Here is a 15052-nt window from a genome sequence, read left to right on the forward strand (position 1 = left end):
TACTCGGCACGCCTCAGGGCAATGCGGCACGCAGCATCAACAGCAATCCTGCCCCGATCGCAACGACGCCAATGTAGCGGGCCATACGCTGTCCCGCAGATGCCAGGCGCTCAAGCGTGATCGCCGCTGACACGACCGCCATTGCACGCAGATCCATGACGCCGGTCACCAACAGAATTGCAGTCAGGCCAGCGCACGACGCGGCGCAGCGCAGGCCGAGGCGCAAGCCAAATCGCCACGCATCGCCCCCAGGCGCTGGCCGTGCGCGGCATATCGCAAGCTGCCGCGCCTTCCATGCGCTGAACTGCAATGTGCCGGCTGCCAAAACCACCGCGCCGCTTGCAACCGGCGCCACACGTGCCAGCACGGGCCATGTCATTTCGAGCTGGGCCAACGCTGCACTCAGCGCAAAGACCATCGCGCCGATCAGCCCCCACACGGCAAAGTACGCCGTGCCTGCCAACGCGGTGTGCGCATCAACATTCGGCTTGCCCGCCACATGAAGCGCAACGCGATACCGCCGCAGCATCGGCAGCAATGACGGCAGCATCATCGCCGTCATCATCACCGTCCACATGCCGATGAACGACGCGGCAAAGCTCTGCCACGTCTGACCGCACATCGGCATCCACGCCATCGGCATCTCCGTCATGGCAGGCATGGCGTTGCACCACACCACCGTCGCCGTTGTGCTGGCGATGAACAGCAGTGCCGAGACGGCCAGGAAGCCGCGCTCGGACACTGCCTGCTCGCGCGACACCTCAACGCTGCTGAGTGTACTCGTCATGGCGACGCCACCAGACACCGGTTTCGTTGCGGCCGAGCGGTGCGCGGTCCAGCCACTGGTATGCACCCCACAAACCGTCGAGCCCACGCGCGTAGGTGGAATACGTGTGGTACACGACGCCATCTTCCAGCACGAAAGCGCTCATGCCGGGCCGGTCGCGCACATAGGTGGGCGCATCGGTGCCGCACATGCTGGCGAACTGCTGCACGGGTTCGGGCAAATCCGATGCATCCATCACGTGGCTGCCGCGCACGTAGTTGTAGTCGGCACTGCCTGCGCGCTGCTGGTCTTCCGTAATCGAGACATTGAAGTCGTAGTTGAAATCGCTGCCGACTGATGACGCCCACGGAAAGCTCCAGCCCATTCGCTCGCGATACTCGATCAACTTGGCCAGCGGCCCGCGCGACACCGCCATCAACGTCACGTCGTGGTTCGCCAGATGCGTGACAAAGCCGTCAAAGCCATCGGCAATCATCGAGCACGAGGGGCAGCCCGCCTTGTAGTCCGGCCCGAACATGAAGTGATAGACCAGCAGTTGCGATCGCCCGCCGAAAAGATCGCTCAACGTGGCGCTTCCGTTCTCCGTTTCAAAGCGATACGTTTTGTCGACGCGAACCCAGGGCAGCGCCTGTCTGCGGCGTGCCAACTCGTCGCTGCGGCGGGTGAGTTCCTTCTCCGCCTTGAGCAGTTCAATGCGCTCTGCCAGCCAGGTTGCGCGGGTTGCTGTGGGGTGTGTTGCACTCATGCTTGCCTCCGTTTTTGGGTGAGTGGTCGTGTGCTAGATTAGGCGCCGACCTCAAACGGCGGGAGTGACAAGTGTGGCGGGATTCGAATGGATTCATTGATCACGGCTGCAGCGCGCGCACTCGCTGCCGGTGACCCATTCGGAGCGCTGAACCGCGTCGCCTTGCGTGACGACGCGCCGGCACTCGCACTGCGCGGCATCGCCATGGCACAGCTCGGTGACCTGGCGCGGGCCAAGCTGTTGCTGCGTCGCGCAGCCCGTGCGTTCGGCTCACGCGAGGCCGTGGCACGCGCTCGCTGCATCGTCGCTGAAGCCGAAGTCGCCCTCGCCTCGCGCGATCTTGGCTGGCCCGAAAAAACCCTCGACACGGCACGCGCCACGCTTGAAGCCCATGGCGATCACATCAACGCTGCGCACGCGCGGTATCTCAGCATCCGCCGTCTTCTGCTAATCGGGCGCCTGGACGATGCAGAGGCCGCCCTCGCGGCGCTCAACCCGGCGCATCTTCCGCCGGTATTGCGGGCGGCTCACGCGCTTGTCGTCGCGGGCATTGCGATCCGGCGCTTGCAGACGACTTCCGCGCGCGCCGCTCTGGCCGACGCCGATCTCGCGGCGCGCCAGGCCGGCATCCCGACGCTCACCGCCGAAGTCGAACGCGCCGCCCTTGCACTGAGCGCACCGGCCGCGCGGCTGGTCTCACGCGGCGAGGAGCGCGTTCTGCGCCTTGAAGATGTCGAGGCCCTCTTTGCATCAGACACATTCGTTGTAGATGCGTGCCGGCTCGCCATCCGGCAGGCCGATACGGTTGTCTCGCTCGCCAAGCGGCCGGTGCTGTTCACGTTGGTACGTGCACTGGCAGAAGCGTGGCCGGAAGACATGCCCAGAGACGCCCTCATCGCCCGAGCATTCCGCACCCGGCATCCAGACGAATCGCACCGCGTGCGCCTGCGCGTAGAGATCGGACGCTTACGCACCGCGCTGGGTGCGTTAGGCACGATCAAAGCAACCCGACACGGATTCGCACTGCAAACGCACGAGACACAGCGCGTGGTCGTGCTCGCGCAACCCGTCGATGAGCAATACGCCGCCGTGTTGGCTTGCCTGGCCGATGGGGAATCGTGGTCCAGCTCCGCATTGGCGCTGGCGCTCGGTGCCAGTCAGCGCACCGTACAGCGCGCGCTCGACGCATTGGCAGCCGCCGGCAAGGTGCAGTTTTTCGGACGCGGCCGCGCGCGCCGATGGGTGACGCCTCCGGTACCTGGATTCGCGACCACCTTGTTACTCCCCGCACCGCTGCCAAGTGACTAGGATGAAGACTCCACAACCGATTCCAGCGAGCCCAACATGAAACGATCCACCGCCGAAGTCGTGCGCGAATACGGCCCCTTCCCTGGCGCAGAGAACGTCGGCGGCGTGACCTACGATGGTCAACACGTCTGGTTTGCTGCCGGCGGCCAGTTGAAGGAACTCGACCCCGACAGCGGCAAGACGCAGCGCGCCATCGACGTGCCCGCCCATGCAGGCACCGCATTCGACGGGCGTCACCTGTTCCAGATTGCCGAAGACCGCATCCAGAAGATCGACCCGCAAACGGGCACCGTGCTCGCCACGATTCCCGCGCCAGGCGCGGGCGGAGATTCAGGCCTCGCCTGGGCCGAAGGGACGCTGTGGGTTGGTCACTACCGGGAGCGCAAGATCCGCCAGATCGATCCGGACACCGGCAAGGTGTTGCGCACCATCGAATCCAACCGGTTCGTCACGGGCGTCACCTGGGTCGACGGTGAACTCTGGCACGCCACCTGGGAAGGCGATACGAGCGAGCTGCGGCATATCGATCCGCAAACCGGCGAAGTGCTGGAGCAGCTTGATATGCCGGCGGGCATCACTGTGTCGGGGCTGGAATCGAACGGTGCCGATCAGTTCTTCTGCGGCGGCGGCACCACCGGAAAGATTCGCGCGGTACGGCGGCCCCGCAAGCAGGCGGCATAGGCGCTCTGCGGAGCACTCGACAGCGCGTGCGTTTGGCCGCGAAAAAAAACCCCGCAGTGCGGGGTTTTTTCTTGGCAGATGCGACCGATCAGATCGCTTCAATCTTCGTAGCAGCCGGACCCTTTTGGCCAACGCCTGCAACGTAGCGAACCTTCTGGCCCTCTTGGAGGGACTTGAACCCGCTGCCCTGAACTTCAGAGAAGTGAGCGAAGAGATCGTTGCCGCCTGCGTCCGGGGTGATGAAGCCGAAGCCCTTGGAGTCGTTGAACCACTTTACTGTGCCGGTTTCCATGTTGGATATCCTAAAAAGTTCTGCATGAGCCTGTGCTCATCAGGCACGACAATCAAGGAAGAAACATGGAGCAAAGGAAGCACCGCTTGGTGTGACAACCCAGAACATCGGAGTAACTGCTTGAAGATCCTGCGAGGATGGTTTCTACAGGTGTTCCGTTCATGTGTCAACAAATATCACATAGCACGCCACCCTCCACCTCCTTGTGCAGGCACTGGAAAGAAAAAAGCCCGCATAACGCGGGCTTCTGTCCATCTTGAGAGAAAACCTCACTCCCACTCGATCGTCGCAGGCGGCTTGCCCGACACGTCATACACGACACGGCTCAAACCACGCACCTCGTTGATGATGCGGTTCGACACGCGGCCGAGCAGCGTGTACGGCAGATGCGCCCAGTGCGCGGTCATGAAGTCAGTGGTCTGCACTGCACGCAGCGCCGTCACGTAGTCATACGTACGGCCATCGCCCATCACGCCGACGGACTTGATCGGCAGGAACACCGCAAACGCCTGGCTGGTCAGGTCGTACCAGCTCTTGCCAACGTCGCCCTCGGCGCAAAGGCCGGCAGCGGCGTCCTGTGCCGTGGCCTTGGTGCCGCGCAATTCCTCGATGAAGATCGCATCGGCACGGCGCAGCAGGTCTGCATATTCGCGCTTGACCTCGCCCAGAATACGCACGCCCAGGCCCGGCCCCGGGAACGGATGGCGATACACCATTTCGTGCGGCAGGCCCAGCGCCACGCCCAGCTCACGGACTTCATCCTTGAACAAGTCGCGCAACGGTTCGAGCAACTTCAGCCCCAGCGTCTCCGGCAGGCCGCCCACGTTGTGGTGGCTCTTGATCGTGGTTGCCTTCTTGGTCTTGGTGCCGCCCGATTCCACCACGTCCGGGTAGATCGTGCCCTGCGCCAGCCACTTGGCATTGCTGAGCTTCTTGGCTTCGGCCTGGAACACCTCAACGAACTCGCGGCCGATGATCTTGCGCTTGGCCTCCGGGTCCGTCACGCCAGCCAGATGGCCGAGGAACTGCTCCGACGCATCCACGTGCACGACCTTGGCGTGCAGGCGGCCGGCGAACATGTCCATGACCATCTTGCCTTCGTCCAACCGCAGCAGGCCGTGGTCGACAAACACGCAGGTCAGCTGATCGCCAATAGCGCGGTGGATCAGCGCCGCTGCCACCGACGAATCAACACCGCCCGACAGGCCGAGGATCACCTCCTCATCGCCCACCTGCTCGCGGATGGCCTTGACGGCTTCGTCGATGTGGTCGCGCATGACCCAGTCGGCCTTGGCACCGGCAATTTCCAGCACAAAGCGCTCGAGCAGCGCGCGGCCCTGCACGGTATGCGTGACTTCCGGGTGGAACTGCACGGCGTAATAGCCGCGCGCCTCATCGGCCATGCCGGCAACCGGGCAGCTCGGCGTCGACGCCATCAGCTTGAAGCCGGGCGGCAGTTCCGTGACCTTGTCGCCGTGGCTCATCCAGACCTTGAGCATGCCGTGGCCTTCCGGCGTGGCGAAGTCCTGGATGTCCTTGAGCAGGCGGGTGTGACCATGCGCGCGCACTTCGGCGTAACCGAATTCGCGGTGGTCGCTCCACTCCACCTTGCCGCCCAGTTGCACGGCCATGGTCTGCATGCCGTAGCAGATGCCGAGCACCGGCACGCCCAGGTCCCACACGGCCTGCGGGGCGCGCAGCTGGTGGTCTTCGTACGTGCTGGCGTGGCTGCCGGACAGGATGATCGCCTTGGGCGCGAACTCGCGCACGAAGGCGTCGGACACGTCGTTCGGGTGAATCTCGCAGTAGACGTGTGCTTCACGCACGCGCCGCGCAATCAGTTGCGTGACCTGCGAGCCGAAATCAAGGATGAGGACTTTGTCGTGCATGTTGTGGAGGAATGGAATCGGCAATCGTGTCGACTTCAGTGCCGGGGCCGTAGCCCGGAGGCGGCATGTAGCCAGGTTCTTTGCGTTGCGCCTTTTCTGCGCGTTCGCGTTCGCGCGCGGCCGCGGCATCTTCACGGGCCTTTTGCGCGCGCACGCGCTCGTTGGTGCGCACGCGGCGCGACGCGGGAATCTGCACGGCAGAAAACGCCGCCAGCACCGCAGCAAACGTCGGCAGCCAGATGCGGCCGGCGCCGTCCACCGGCAAGTGGAAAAACAGCAGCCAAGCAATCACCAGCACGGCGACAGCCAGGTTCACATGACCGACCACCTGTGCCACGGCGGTGGTCAGTTGGCCGTTGACGGTGGCGTGCCACAGCAGCCAGGCCACGCCAATCAGCGTGACGCCGAGCAGTTGGCCGTACATCGCCGGCTCCGGCTGCGGCAATTGCAGCGCGCCAAAGATGGACGTCATCGGTGAAGCCAGCAGGACGAGACCGACGCACAGTGCGACAGCCGCATCCAGAAACAGAACGAGTCGCAAAAGCGCTTTCATCATCGTCTCCAGTTGCGGGCGGCCGCCCGTGCTTCGGCCGCCGGTTGATTCAGCCGGAGCGCCCGCGCACCCCGGCGGCAGTACTGCTTGCCTTCTATCTTGTTTGCGCTGATCAACAACCGATCAGTCGCGGTGATAGTTCGGCGCTTCCTTCGTGATCTGCACGTCGTGCACGTGCGATTCGTTCATGCCAGCGGCGGTGATCTCGACGAACTGCGCCTTCTCGTGCCATTCGGCAATCGAGGCGCAACCGCAGTAGCCCATCGACGAGCGGACGCCGCCCGTGAGCTGATGCACGATCGGCAACGCTGAGCCCTTGTACGGCACGCGGCCCTCGATACCTTCCGGCACCAGCTTGTCGACGTTGGCGGTGTTGTCTTCCTGGAAGTAACGGTCAGCAGCGCCGTCCTTCATCGCGCCCACCGAGCCCATGCCGCGGTAACTCTTGTACGAGCGACCCTGGAACAGGAACACCTCACCCGGAGATTCGTCCGTACCGGCAAACATGCCGCCCATCATCACGGTGTGTGCGCCGGCAGCCAGGGCCTTGGCGACATCGCCCGAGTAACGGATACCGCCGTCAGCGATGAGCGGAACGCCGGTGCCCTTCAGTGCCTCGGCCACATTCGACACGGCAAAGATCTGCGGCACGCCCACGCCCGCGACAATCCGCGTCGTGCAGATCGAGCCCGGGCCAATGCCGACCTTGACGCCATCTGCGCCGTGGTCGACCAGCGCCCTGGCTGCGTCGCCCGTGGCGATGTTGCCGCCGATCACCTGCACTTGCGGGTAGTTGTCCTTGATCCAGCGCACACGGCTCAGCACGCCCTGGCTGTGGCCGTGCGCGGTGTCGACCACGATCACGTCCACGCCGGCCTTGACCAGCAGATCGATACGCAGATCGTTGTCCGGGCCTACGCCCACCGCCGCACCCACGCGCAGCGAGCCGCGTTCGTCCTTCGACGCCAGCGGGTATTCGGTAGCCTTCTGAATATCCTTGACGGTGATCAGGCCGCGCAGCTCGAAGGCCTCGCCCACCACCAGCACGCGCTCCAGGCGGTGCTTGTTCATCAGGCGCTTGGCCTCTTCCAGCGTGGCGCCTTCCTTGACGGTGACGAGCTTCTCACGCGGCGTCATCTTGGCGCGCACCGGGGCGTCCAGTTCTTCTTCGAAACGCAGGTCGCGGTTGGTGATGATGCCCACCACCTTCTTGCCTTCCAGCACCGGGAAACCCGAGATGCCATGCTGCGCCGACAGCGCCATCACGTCGCGGACCTTCATGTCCGGACCAATGGTGATCGGATCGCGCAGCACGCCCGATTCAAAGCGCTTGACCTTGGCGACTTCGCGCGCCTGTTCTTCGGGCTTCAGGTTCTTGTGGACGATACCGATGCCACCTTGCTGCGCCATGGCGATGGCGAGCCGCGCTTCCGTAACCGTATCCATGGCGGCGGAGACGAGCGGAATGGCGAGTTCGATCGAACGGGTGAGCTTGGTGCGAAGGGACGTATCGCGGGGCAAGACGGCCGAATAGGCCGGGACGAGCAGCACATCATCGAACGTGAGTGCTTTCTGGACAAGACGCATAGCAATTTCCTCTAGGCGCAAAATCGGATTATACGGGAATTCGCCCCACGGTTGTAGAGACCCGTGCTATGCTCGATAAATTTTTCTTCGCGCACGCACCTCCAGCGCCCTGTGCCGCCAGTGGCCGCGCAGAATCAGCCTCGCGAGTGTTCGAATGGGAATTGGCGTATTGTGCGCCCTGCTGGCCGGGGCGATGTGGGGCATGGTGTTTATTGCGCCCCGCGCGCTGCCCGCGTTTTCACCGTGGGAACTGACCCTCGGCCGCTATCTCGCCTACGGCGTCATCGCAGCCGTTGCCGCTGCCCCGATCCTTCCCCGCATTGCCCGCAAGATTACCCGCGCCGATTGCCTGGCGCTGGTCACGCAATCCTGCAGCGGCAATCTTGTTTACTTCGTTTTCGTGGCGTTTGGCGTGCAACTGGCTGGCGTTGCCCCCACCTCCCTCATCGTCGGCATCCTACCCATCACAGTGACGATGCTTGGCCGGCGCGATCACGGCGCCGTGCCGCTCTCCCGGCTGATCTGGCCGCTGCTGGTTGTCGCTGCGGGCATCGCCTGCATCAACGTCGACCTGTTCGGCCATGAATCGGCAACGACAGCCACCAACGCCCGGCCGGTCTGGCAACGCATTGCCGGCATCGCTTGTGCCGTGGGCGCGCTTTGCAGCTGGACCTGGTACGCCGTGGACAATGCCCGCTACCTGCAGCGCAATCCGCATTTCTCCAGCAACGAATGGTCTGCGTTGTACGGCATTTCCAGCGGCATTCTGTCGGCGGCCTTGACCTTGGTGGCCCTGCTCACTGTTGGTACGAGCTGGATGCATGCCGGCGGGCGCGCCTGGGGCACGTTCTGGGCGGTCAATGCCGCCGTGGCACTCGGCGCGTCGCTGATCGGCAACAACCTGTGGAACATCGCCTCCCGACGGCTACCGCTCACGCTGTCGGGCCAGATGATCGTGTTCGAGACGCTGTTCGCGCTGGCATATGGCTTCGTGTACGACGGCCGCTGGCCGCGTCCGCTCGAGATCGCCGCAATCGCCTTGCTGGTTGCAGGTGTCGGCTGGTCGGTGCGCTTGCACGCCAACGACAAGTCTGCATAAACTGGGCGCCTTGCCGGGGGGCGAGTCGACAGGCCAAGCCAGGCCGTCGGCCTAAATTGGCGAGTGGCGATCACGCCACCGGGCTCCCGTGCGCGTCGAGGGGCCGTCGTCGGGTCGGCCAGCGCGCCGTCGGCAGTCCACGAATGAGAACTCCATGAAACGACTGCACGTCCTGTTGCCTGCCACCGCTGCCCTGATCGCCCTTGCCTGCCCGGTTGCCCAGGCGCAATGGGCCTGGCAATGGCGCGATGACAAGGGCCACATGGTCTACAGCGACGCCGCACCGCCGCCGTCAGTGCCGCCCAGCCGCATCATCCGCAACCCGAACAGCCGTACGGCTACTGCGTATGAAGCCCTTTCTGCGCCGGCCTCTGGCGTTAAAGCGGTGGACGCGAACGGGGCAGCCAAACCCGGCCAGCCAGCCTCGGGCGTCGCGGCATCCAACCCCGATGAAGAGCTGCGCAAACGTCTGTCCGATCGCGCCAAGAAAGAACAGGACGAAGCCAGGCAGGCAGAGGCTGCCCAGCGCAAACAAGCCGAATGCGCACGCCTGCGCAACGAAACCACGTATATGCAGGATGGCCGCCGCGTCGGCTCAGTGCAGGCCGACGGCTCGATCGCCTATATGGATGACAACCAGCGCGCCGCAGCCGTCCAGCGCAACCAGGCTGCCCTGAGCGCCAACTGCAACTGATTGCCCGCTACTCGAGGACGTCGTCTTTGGGCGGCGCCTCGTTGCGCAGCCACTTCAGCCCCTCGCGCGTGCCGGTGGCTCGCACCTTCTGCACGCGCCGCCGGCGTGCGGTTTTTGGATCGGCGATCAGCGGCCCCAGTATTTCTATCCGGTCACGTGCGTGCAACGGTGCATCGGGCGTCTTGCGCTTGCCGTAGATCCCCAGGCGGCAGGTATCGATCGTCAGCTCCAAGCCATCGAGCAGGCCAGAGGCACGCACAGCGTCAGCCACCGTCGCCTGCGCCGCCACCTGCACGTTGACAAGCCGCGGCGGCGTGACCGTCGCCAGGCAGACCATCACGTCGATCACGTTGTCGGACTCAGGATTCGCCATACACCGTCTCAGCGCGTTTGACGAACGAATCGACGAAGGTGTTGGCAATCATGCTGAACACCGGCCCGATCAGCTTTTCCAGAATCACGCTGGAAAATTCGTAATGCAGGTGGAAGTTGATCTTGCAGGCGTCCGCGCGCAGCGGCGTGAAGACCCAGAAACCGGTAAACGACTTGAAAGGCCCGTCTGCGAACGTCATATCAATGCGAGTGGGCCGCGTTTGCACGTTACGCGTGCGAAAGAACTGGTGGATGCCCTTGAAGGCAATATCCACGCGCGCGTCGAGTGACGTTTCGGTCTGCTCGTAGATTTCCACGCCGCCGCACCACGGCAGGAAGTTCGGATAGTCCTTGACGTCGGTGACCAGGTCGAACATCTGTTCGGCCGAGTAGCCAATCAACACGGTTTTTTCAACGTCTGCCATGCGTCATCCGAAAGCTTTGCGCGCCGCGTCCCGGTTTGGATTGCGGCGGATTTGTTAAACTCGGCATTTTATCGCAGCGCATGCAGGGATCGTCACCCCAAGGCGCGCACCGCATATTCCAACGTATGACCATCGCCGACAACAAGAAGGCCTTTTTCGATTACTTCATCGAAGAGCGCTACGAGGCAGGCATGGCTCTCGAGGGCTGGGAGGTGAAAGCCATCCGGGCCAACCGTGCGCAGATCAAGGAAGGCTACGTCGTCATCCGTAACGCCGAGCTGTTCCTGATCGGGGCCCATATCAGCCCGCTGCAATCGGCCTCCACGCATGTCCATCCAGACCCCGTGCGCACCCGCAAGCTGCTGCTGCACGCCGAAGAGATCAAGAAGCTCATCGGCAAGGTGGAGCAGCGCGGCTACACGCTCGTGCCGCTCAACCTGCACTACACGCGCGGCCGCGTGAAGTGCGAAATCGGTCTCGCCAAAGGCAAGAAGCAGTTCGACAAGCGCGAAACCGAAAAGAACCGCGACTGGCAGCGCGAAAAAGCCCGCCTCATGCGCGAGAAGGCTTGAGCCCTTTCGCTCGCCGAGCTTTTACGCGCTCGGCCGCTGCTGCTTCACAATCGTCAACGCTGACGCAATCATCGTGCTCAGGTCGCCCATGTTGCCCGGCACGATGAGCGTGTTGCCCTGCTTGGCCAGGTTGCCGAACGCACTCACATACTCTTCCGCCACTTTCAGGTTGACGGCATCGACACCGCCCTCGGTGCGAATGGCCTGACCAATCTTCTGGATCGCTTGGGCGTTGGCTTCGGCCACCGCCAGAATCGCCGCCGCTTCGCCCTGCGCCTTGTTGATGGCGGCCTGCTTTTCCCCTTCCGATTTCTGGATGGCCGCCTCGCGCGCACCGGATGCCAGGTTGATCTGCTCTTGGCGCTTGCCTTCGGATGCGGCGATCAGCGCACGCTTTTCGCGCTCTGCCGTGATCTGCGCCTGCATGGCGTGCAGGATTTCCTTCGGCGGCGTCAGATCCTTGATCTCGTAGCGCAGCACCTTCACGCCCCAGTTCGATGCCGCCTCATCCAACGCATTGACCACGCTGTGGTTGATGAAGTCGCGCTCTTCAAACGTCTTGTCCAGTTCCAGTTTGCCGACCACCGAGCGCAGCGTCGTCTGCGCCAGCTGGGTGATGGCGATCACGAAATTGCTCGAGCCATACGAGGCCCGCATCGGGTCGGTCACCTGGAAGTACAGAATGCCGTCCACCTGCAGCTGCGTGTTGTCCTTGGTGATGCAGATCTGGCTCGGCACATCAAGCGGGATTTCCTTGAGCACGTGCTTGTAGGCCACCCGATCGACAAAGGGCAGCACGATATTGAGCCCGGGCGAAAGCGTCGCGTGATACTTGCCCAGCCGCTCCAGAATCCAGGCGTGCTGTTGCGGCACGATCTTGATGCCTTGTGCGATCAGCACAATGGCGGCAAACAGGACGATGATCGCGAGAGTCCCCAGCTCGAACATAGAACCTCCGTGGTTGAGCTTGTTGGTTGTTTTGGATGCTATTTGCGTGCTATTTGGGTGCGACGACGAGCACGTTGCCGCGCACTTCGACGATGCGGAATTCGCCAGCGGTGGCCGGCGCGTGCGGTGCCAGTTCGACATCCCACGCGGCGCCGCGATACTGCACGCGCGCGCGGCGCTCTGGCGACCAGGCATCGACACGCAAAGTCTCGCCGATATCCAGATTGACGTTGCGATTGCGGGCGGCATTCTCGCGCGTGGTCCGCCCGTAGCGCGTGCGCCGCAGCCCGACGATGCCGAACACCGCCACAATCGCGGCCACGATGGCCTGGGCGGGAAACGTAAGGCCGATCAGCGCGCCAAGTCCGCCGGCGACCAAGCCGATGGCCACCATCAGCAGATAGAACGTCCCCGTCATTAGCTCGCCGATGACGAGCAGCACGGCCAGAGAAAACCAGACGGTCTGAGCCGACATACTCCCTCTCCCGAAATCCCATAAAAAAACCCCCGCGACGCTGCACGTCTGCGGGGGCATGTCGCTCGGCCCCCGCCAGCGTTGGACGCCACCGGGCACTTCGCGTTCTTGTTGGCGCATACCCGTCAGGATACGCGCCGTGTCTTACGACACTCTAGGCCGGCATTAAACCGAACCGAGCTTCTGCCACGTGTCAATCACCGAATCCGGGTTCAGCGAGATCGACGAGATGCCTTCCTTGGCCAGCCATTCGGCAAAATCCGGATGGTCGGACGGGCCTTGACCGCAGATACCGACGTACTTGTTCATCGACAGGGCCGTGGAAATGGCACGCTGCAGCATGAACTTGACCGCCGGATCGCGTTCGTCGAAGTCCTTGGCCAGCAGCTCCATGCCGGAGTCGCGGTCCAGACCCAGCGTGAGCTGCGTCAGGTCGTTCGAACCGATCGAGAAACCGTCGAAATGCTGCAGGAACTGCTCGGCCAGGATCGCGTTGGACGGCACTTCGCACATCATGATCAGACGCAGGCCGTTCTCGCCGCGCTTCAGGCCGTACTTGGCCAGCAGCTCGACAACCTTCTCGGCCTGGCCGAGCGTACGCACGAACGGCACCATCACTTCGACGTTGGTCAGGCCCATTTCGTCGCGCACGCGCTTCATGGCGCGGCACTCCATCTCGAAGGCTTCAGCAAAGTCCTCAGCGATGTAGCGCGAGGCGCCACGGAAGCCCAGCATCGGGTTTTCTTCGTCCGGCTCGTAGCGCGAACCGCCGATCAGCTTCTTGTACTCGTTGGACTTGAAGTCCGACAGGCGCACGATCACGGGCTTCGGATAGAACGCCGCCGCGATGGTGGCAATGCCCTCGGCCAGCTTGTCAACGTAGAAAGCACGCGGGCTGGCATGGCCGCGGGCCACGCTTTCCACGGCCTTCTTCAGGTCGCTGTCGACCTGCGGGTAGTCGAGGATCGCCTTCGGATGAACACCGATGTTGTTGTTGATGATGAATTCAAGGCGGGCCAAGCCCACGCCGCCGTTCGGGATCTGGCAGAAGTCGAACGCCAGTTGCGGATTACCGACGTTCATCATGATCTTGGTGCTGATCGTCGGCATTTCGCCACGCTGGACTTCTGTGATTTCGGTTTCCAGCAGGCCATCGTAGATCTTGCCTTCGTCGCCTTCGGCACACGAGACCGTCACCAGCGTCCCGTCCTTCAGCAGGTCGGTCGCATCGCCGCAGCCAACGACCGCCGGCACACCCAGTTCACGCGCGATGATGGCTGCGTGGCAGGTACGGCCGCCACGATTGGTGACGATGGCCGAGGCACGCTTCATCACCGGTTCCCAGTTCGGGTCGGTCATGTCGGCAACCAGCACGTCGCCTGGCTGCACGCGCTCCATTTCAGCCGGGTCGTTGATGACACGCACCGGGCCCGTACCGATCTTCTGGCCGATAGCGCGACCGGTGGTCAGCACCGGCGCCGAACCCTTCAGGCGGAAGCGCTGCTCGACCTTGCCGTGCGCCTGGCTCTTCACCGTCTCCGGGCGGGCCTGCAGGATGTAGATCTTGCCGTCCTTGCCGTCCTTGCCCCATTCGATGTCCATTGGGCGGCCGTAGTGCTTTTCAATGATGACGGCGTACTTCGCCAGCTCTGCCACGTCGGCATCGTTGATGGAGTAGCGGTTGCGGAGTTCGCCCGGCACGTCGACGGTCTTCACGCGGCCTTCTTCGCCCGGCGCGGTGAATTCCATCTTGATCAGCTTGGAACCGATCGAGCGGCGGATGATCGGGTACTTGCCGGCGGCCAGCGTCGGCTTGAAGACGTAGAACTCGTCCGGGTTCACAGCGCCCTGCACCACCGTTTCGCCCAGGCCGTAGCTGGAGGTGATGAAGACGACATCCTGGAAGCCCGATTCGGTGTCAATCGTGAACATCACGCCCGAGGCGCCGCAGTCCGAGCGCACCATGCGCTGGATGCCGGCCGACAGGGCCACCACGTCATGGGCGAAGCCCTTGTGCACGCGGTACGAAATCGCGCGGTCGTTGTACAGGGAGGCAAACACGTGCTTGATCTTATCGAGCACGTCGTCGATGCCGAGAACGTTGAGATAGCTCTCTTGCTGACCGGCGAACGAAGCGTCCGGGAGGTCTTCTGCCGTGGCCGAAGAACGGACCGCGAACGATGCCTCGGCGCCTTCGCGGGCGGCCACGCGAGCGTACGACTCGCGAATCTCCTGCTCCAGACGCGGCTGGAACGGTGCGGTGGCGACCCACTCGCGGATCTCCTTGCCGGCGGCAGCCAGCGCCTTGACGTCGTCGACGTCGAGGCTGGCCAGACGCTGCGAGATGCGTTCCGTCAGATTGTTGTGTGCAAGGAAATCGCGGAATGCCAGTGCCGTGGTGGCAAAACCGCCCGGAACGCGCACGCCGGCGCCATCCAGCTGGGAGATCATCTCGCCCAGCGAAGCGTTTTTACCGCCGACAACCTCGACATCGGTCATCCGCAATTGCTCGAACGGCAGCACATAGGCGCCGTCTTGCGACAGGTTAGTCATACAAGCCCCTAAACTAAGTGAAAAACCGGTCGGATGCGCACGGGGCTTTCTTCTTGTCGTCTGGCCGCGCGA

The 15052-nt window shown here is 63.4% G+C and carries 16 protein-coding genes; 5 read left to right on the top strand and 11 right to left on the bottom strand.

Annotation, left to right across the window (positions count from 1 at the left end; genetic code table 11):
* Window positions 1-13: 13 nt before the first annotated feature.
* Together ACU8YE_RS07310 and ACU8YE_RS07315 are read right to left on the bottom strand one after the other, a co-directional pair.
* Window positions 14-787 carry a DUF2182 domain-containing protein gene (locus ACU8YE_RS07310; protein WP_446928415.1) on the bottom strand — a complete coding sequence of 258 codons (774 nt, stop codon included), beginning with the start codon at window positions 785-787 and terminating at the stop codon, window positions 14-16.
* Window positions 762-1532, bottom strand: coding sequence for a DUF899 domain-containing protein (locus tag ACU8YE_RS07315; protein WP_446928416.1), 771 nt, complete (start codon window positions 1530-1532; stop codon window positions 762-764). Before ACU8YE_RS07315 ends, ACU8YE_RS07310 begins: the two co-directional genes overlap by 26 nt.
* Window positions 1533-1619: 87 nt before the next feature.
* On the opposite strand from ACU8YE_RS07315, the gene ACU8YE_RS07320 reads away from it, so the two are divergent.
* Entirely contained in the window at window positions 1620-2840 is a 1221-nt protein-coding gene (locus tag ACU8YE_RS07320; protein ID WP_446928417.1) for a helix-turn-helix domain-containing protein, read from the top strand.
* Between the two features lie 36 nt (window positions 2841-2876).
* Window positions 2877-3521: a Vgb family protein gene (locus ACU8YE_RS07325; protein ID WP_446928418.1), complete on the top strand. Its 645-nt coding sequence runs from the start codon at window positions 2877-2879 to the stop codon at window positions 3519-3521.
* 88 nt (window positions 3522-3609) lie between these two features.
* Here the strand turns inward: ACU8YE_RS07325 and ACU8YE_RS07330 are convergent, their stop codons facing one another.
* The 4 genes from ACU8YE_RS07330 to guaB form a co-directional block, all read right to left on the bottom strand.
* Window positions 3610-3813 (bottom strand): cold-shock protein, encoded by a 204-nt coding sequence (locus tag ACU8YE_RS07330; RefSeq protein ID WP_027677448.1) that lies wholly within the window; start codon window positions 3811-3813, stop codon window positions 3610-3612.
* A gap of 269 nt (window positions 3814-4082) precedes the next feature.
* Window positions 4083-5702 (bottom strand): glutamine-hydrolyzing GMP synthase, encoded by a 1620-nt coding sequence (guaA, locus tag ACU8YE_RS07335; RefSeq protein ID WP_343619697.1) that lies wholly within the window; start codon window positions 5700-5702, stop codon window positions 4083-4085.
* Window positions 5677-6255 (bottom strand): hypothetical protein, encoded by a 579-nt coding sequence (locus ACU8YE_RS07340; RefSeq protein WP_045204090.1) that lies wholly within the window; start codon window positions 6253-6255, stop codon window positions 5677-5679. The genes guaA and ACU8YE_RS07340 overlap by 26 nt, the downstream gene beginning before the upstream one ends.
* Before the next feature lie 123 nt (window positions 6256-6378).
* Window positions 6379-7842, bottom strand: a complete 1464-nt coding sequence (guaB, locus tag ACU8YE_RS07345; RefSeq protein ID WP_232042737.1) for an IMP dehydrogenase — start codon at window positions 7840-7842, stop codon at window positions 6379-6381.
* Between the two features lie 154 nt (window positions 7843-7996).
* Between guaB and ACU8YE_RS07350 the strand changes: the two genes are divergently transcribed.
* Window positions 7997-8941, top strand: coding sequence for a DMT family transporter (locus ACU8YE_RS07350; RefSeq protein ID WP_446928419.1), 945 nt, complete (start codon window positions 7997-7999; stop codon window positions 8939-8941).
* Between the two features lie 154 nt (window positions 8942-9095).
* Complete coding sequence (locus tag ACU8YE_RS07355; RefSeq protein ID WP_232042735.1) at window positions 9096-9635, top strand: DUF4124 domain-containing protein; 540 nt, start codon at window positions 9096-9098, stop codon at window positions 9633-9635.
* Between the two features lie 7 nt (window positions 9636-9642).
* Here ACU8YE_RS07355 and ACU8YE_RS07360 read toward each other — a convergent pair whose 3' ends face one another.
* Window positions 9643-10008 (bottom strand): RnfH family protein, encoded by a 366-nt coding sequence (locus tag ACU8YE_RS07360; RefSeq protein ID WP_260802530.1) that lies wholly within the window; start codon window positions 10006-10008, stop codon window positions 9643-9645.
* Window positions 9995-10432, bottom strand: coding sequence for a type II toxin-antitoxin system RatA family toxin (locus ACU8YE_RS07365; protein WP_232042733.1), 438 nt, complete (start codon window positions 10430-10432; stop codon window positions 9995-9997). The genes ACU8YE_RS07360 and ACU8YE_RS07365 overlap by 14 nt, the downstream gene beginning before the upstream one ends.
* Window positions 10433-10557: 125 nt before the next feature.
* Here ACU8YE_RS07365 and smpB point away from each other — a divergent pair, with 125 nt between their 5' ends.
* Entirely contained in the window at window positions 10558-11004 is a 447-nt protein-coding gene (smpB, locus tag ACU8YE_RS07370) for an SsrA-binding protein SmpB (protein WP_232042732.1), read from the top strand.
* A gap of 21 nt (window positions 11005-11025) precedes the next feature.
* Here the strand turns inward: smpB and ACU8YE_RS07375 are convergent, their stop codons facing one another.
* From ACU8YE_RS07375 to ppsA, 3 genes are all read right to left on the bottom strand, one after another.
* Window positions 11026-11952 carry an SPFH domain-containing protein gene (locus tag ACU8YE_RS07375; protein ID WP_102067135.1) on the bottom strand — a complete coding sequence of 309 codons (927 nt, stop codon included), beginning with the start codon at window positions 11950-11952 and terminating at the stop codon, window positions 11026-11028.
* Between the two features lie 49 nt (window positions 11953-12001).
* Window positions 12002-12427, bottom strand: coding sequence for an NfeD family protein (locus tag ACU8YE_RS07380; protein WP_260802531.1), 426 nt, complete (start codon window positions 12425-12427; stop codon window positions 12002-12004).
* A 165-nt stretch (window positions 12428-12592) separates the two neighbouring features.
* Entirely contained in the window at window positions 12593-14980 is a 2388-nt protein-coding gene (gene ppsA / locus ACU8YE_RS07385; RefSeq protein ID WP_316868936.1) for a phosphoenolpyruvate synthase, read from the bottom strand.
* Between the last annotated feature and the right edge of the window lie 72 nt (window positions 14981-15052).

The sequence above is a fragment of the Ralstonia sp. VS2407 genome, from assembly GCF_052950655.1.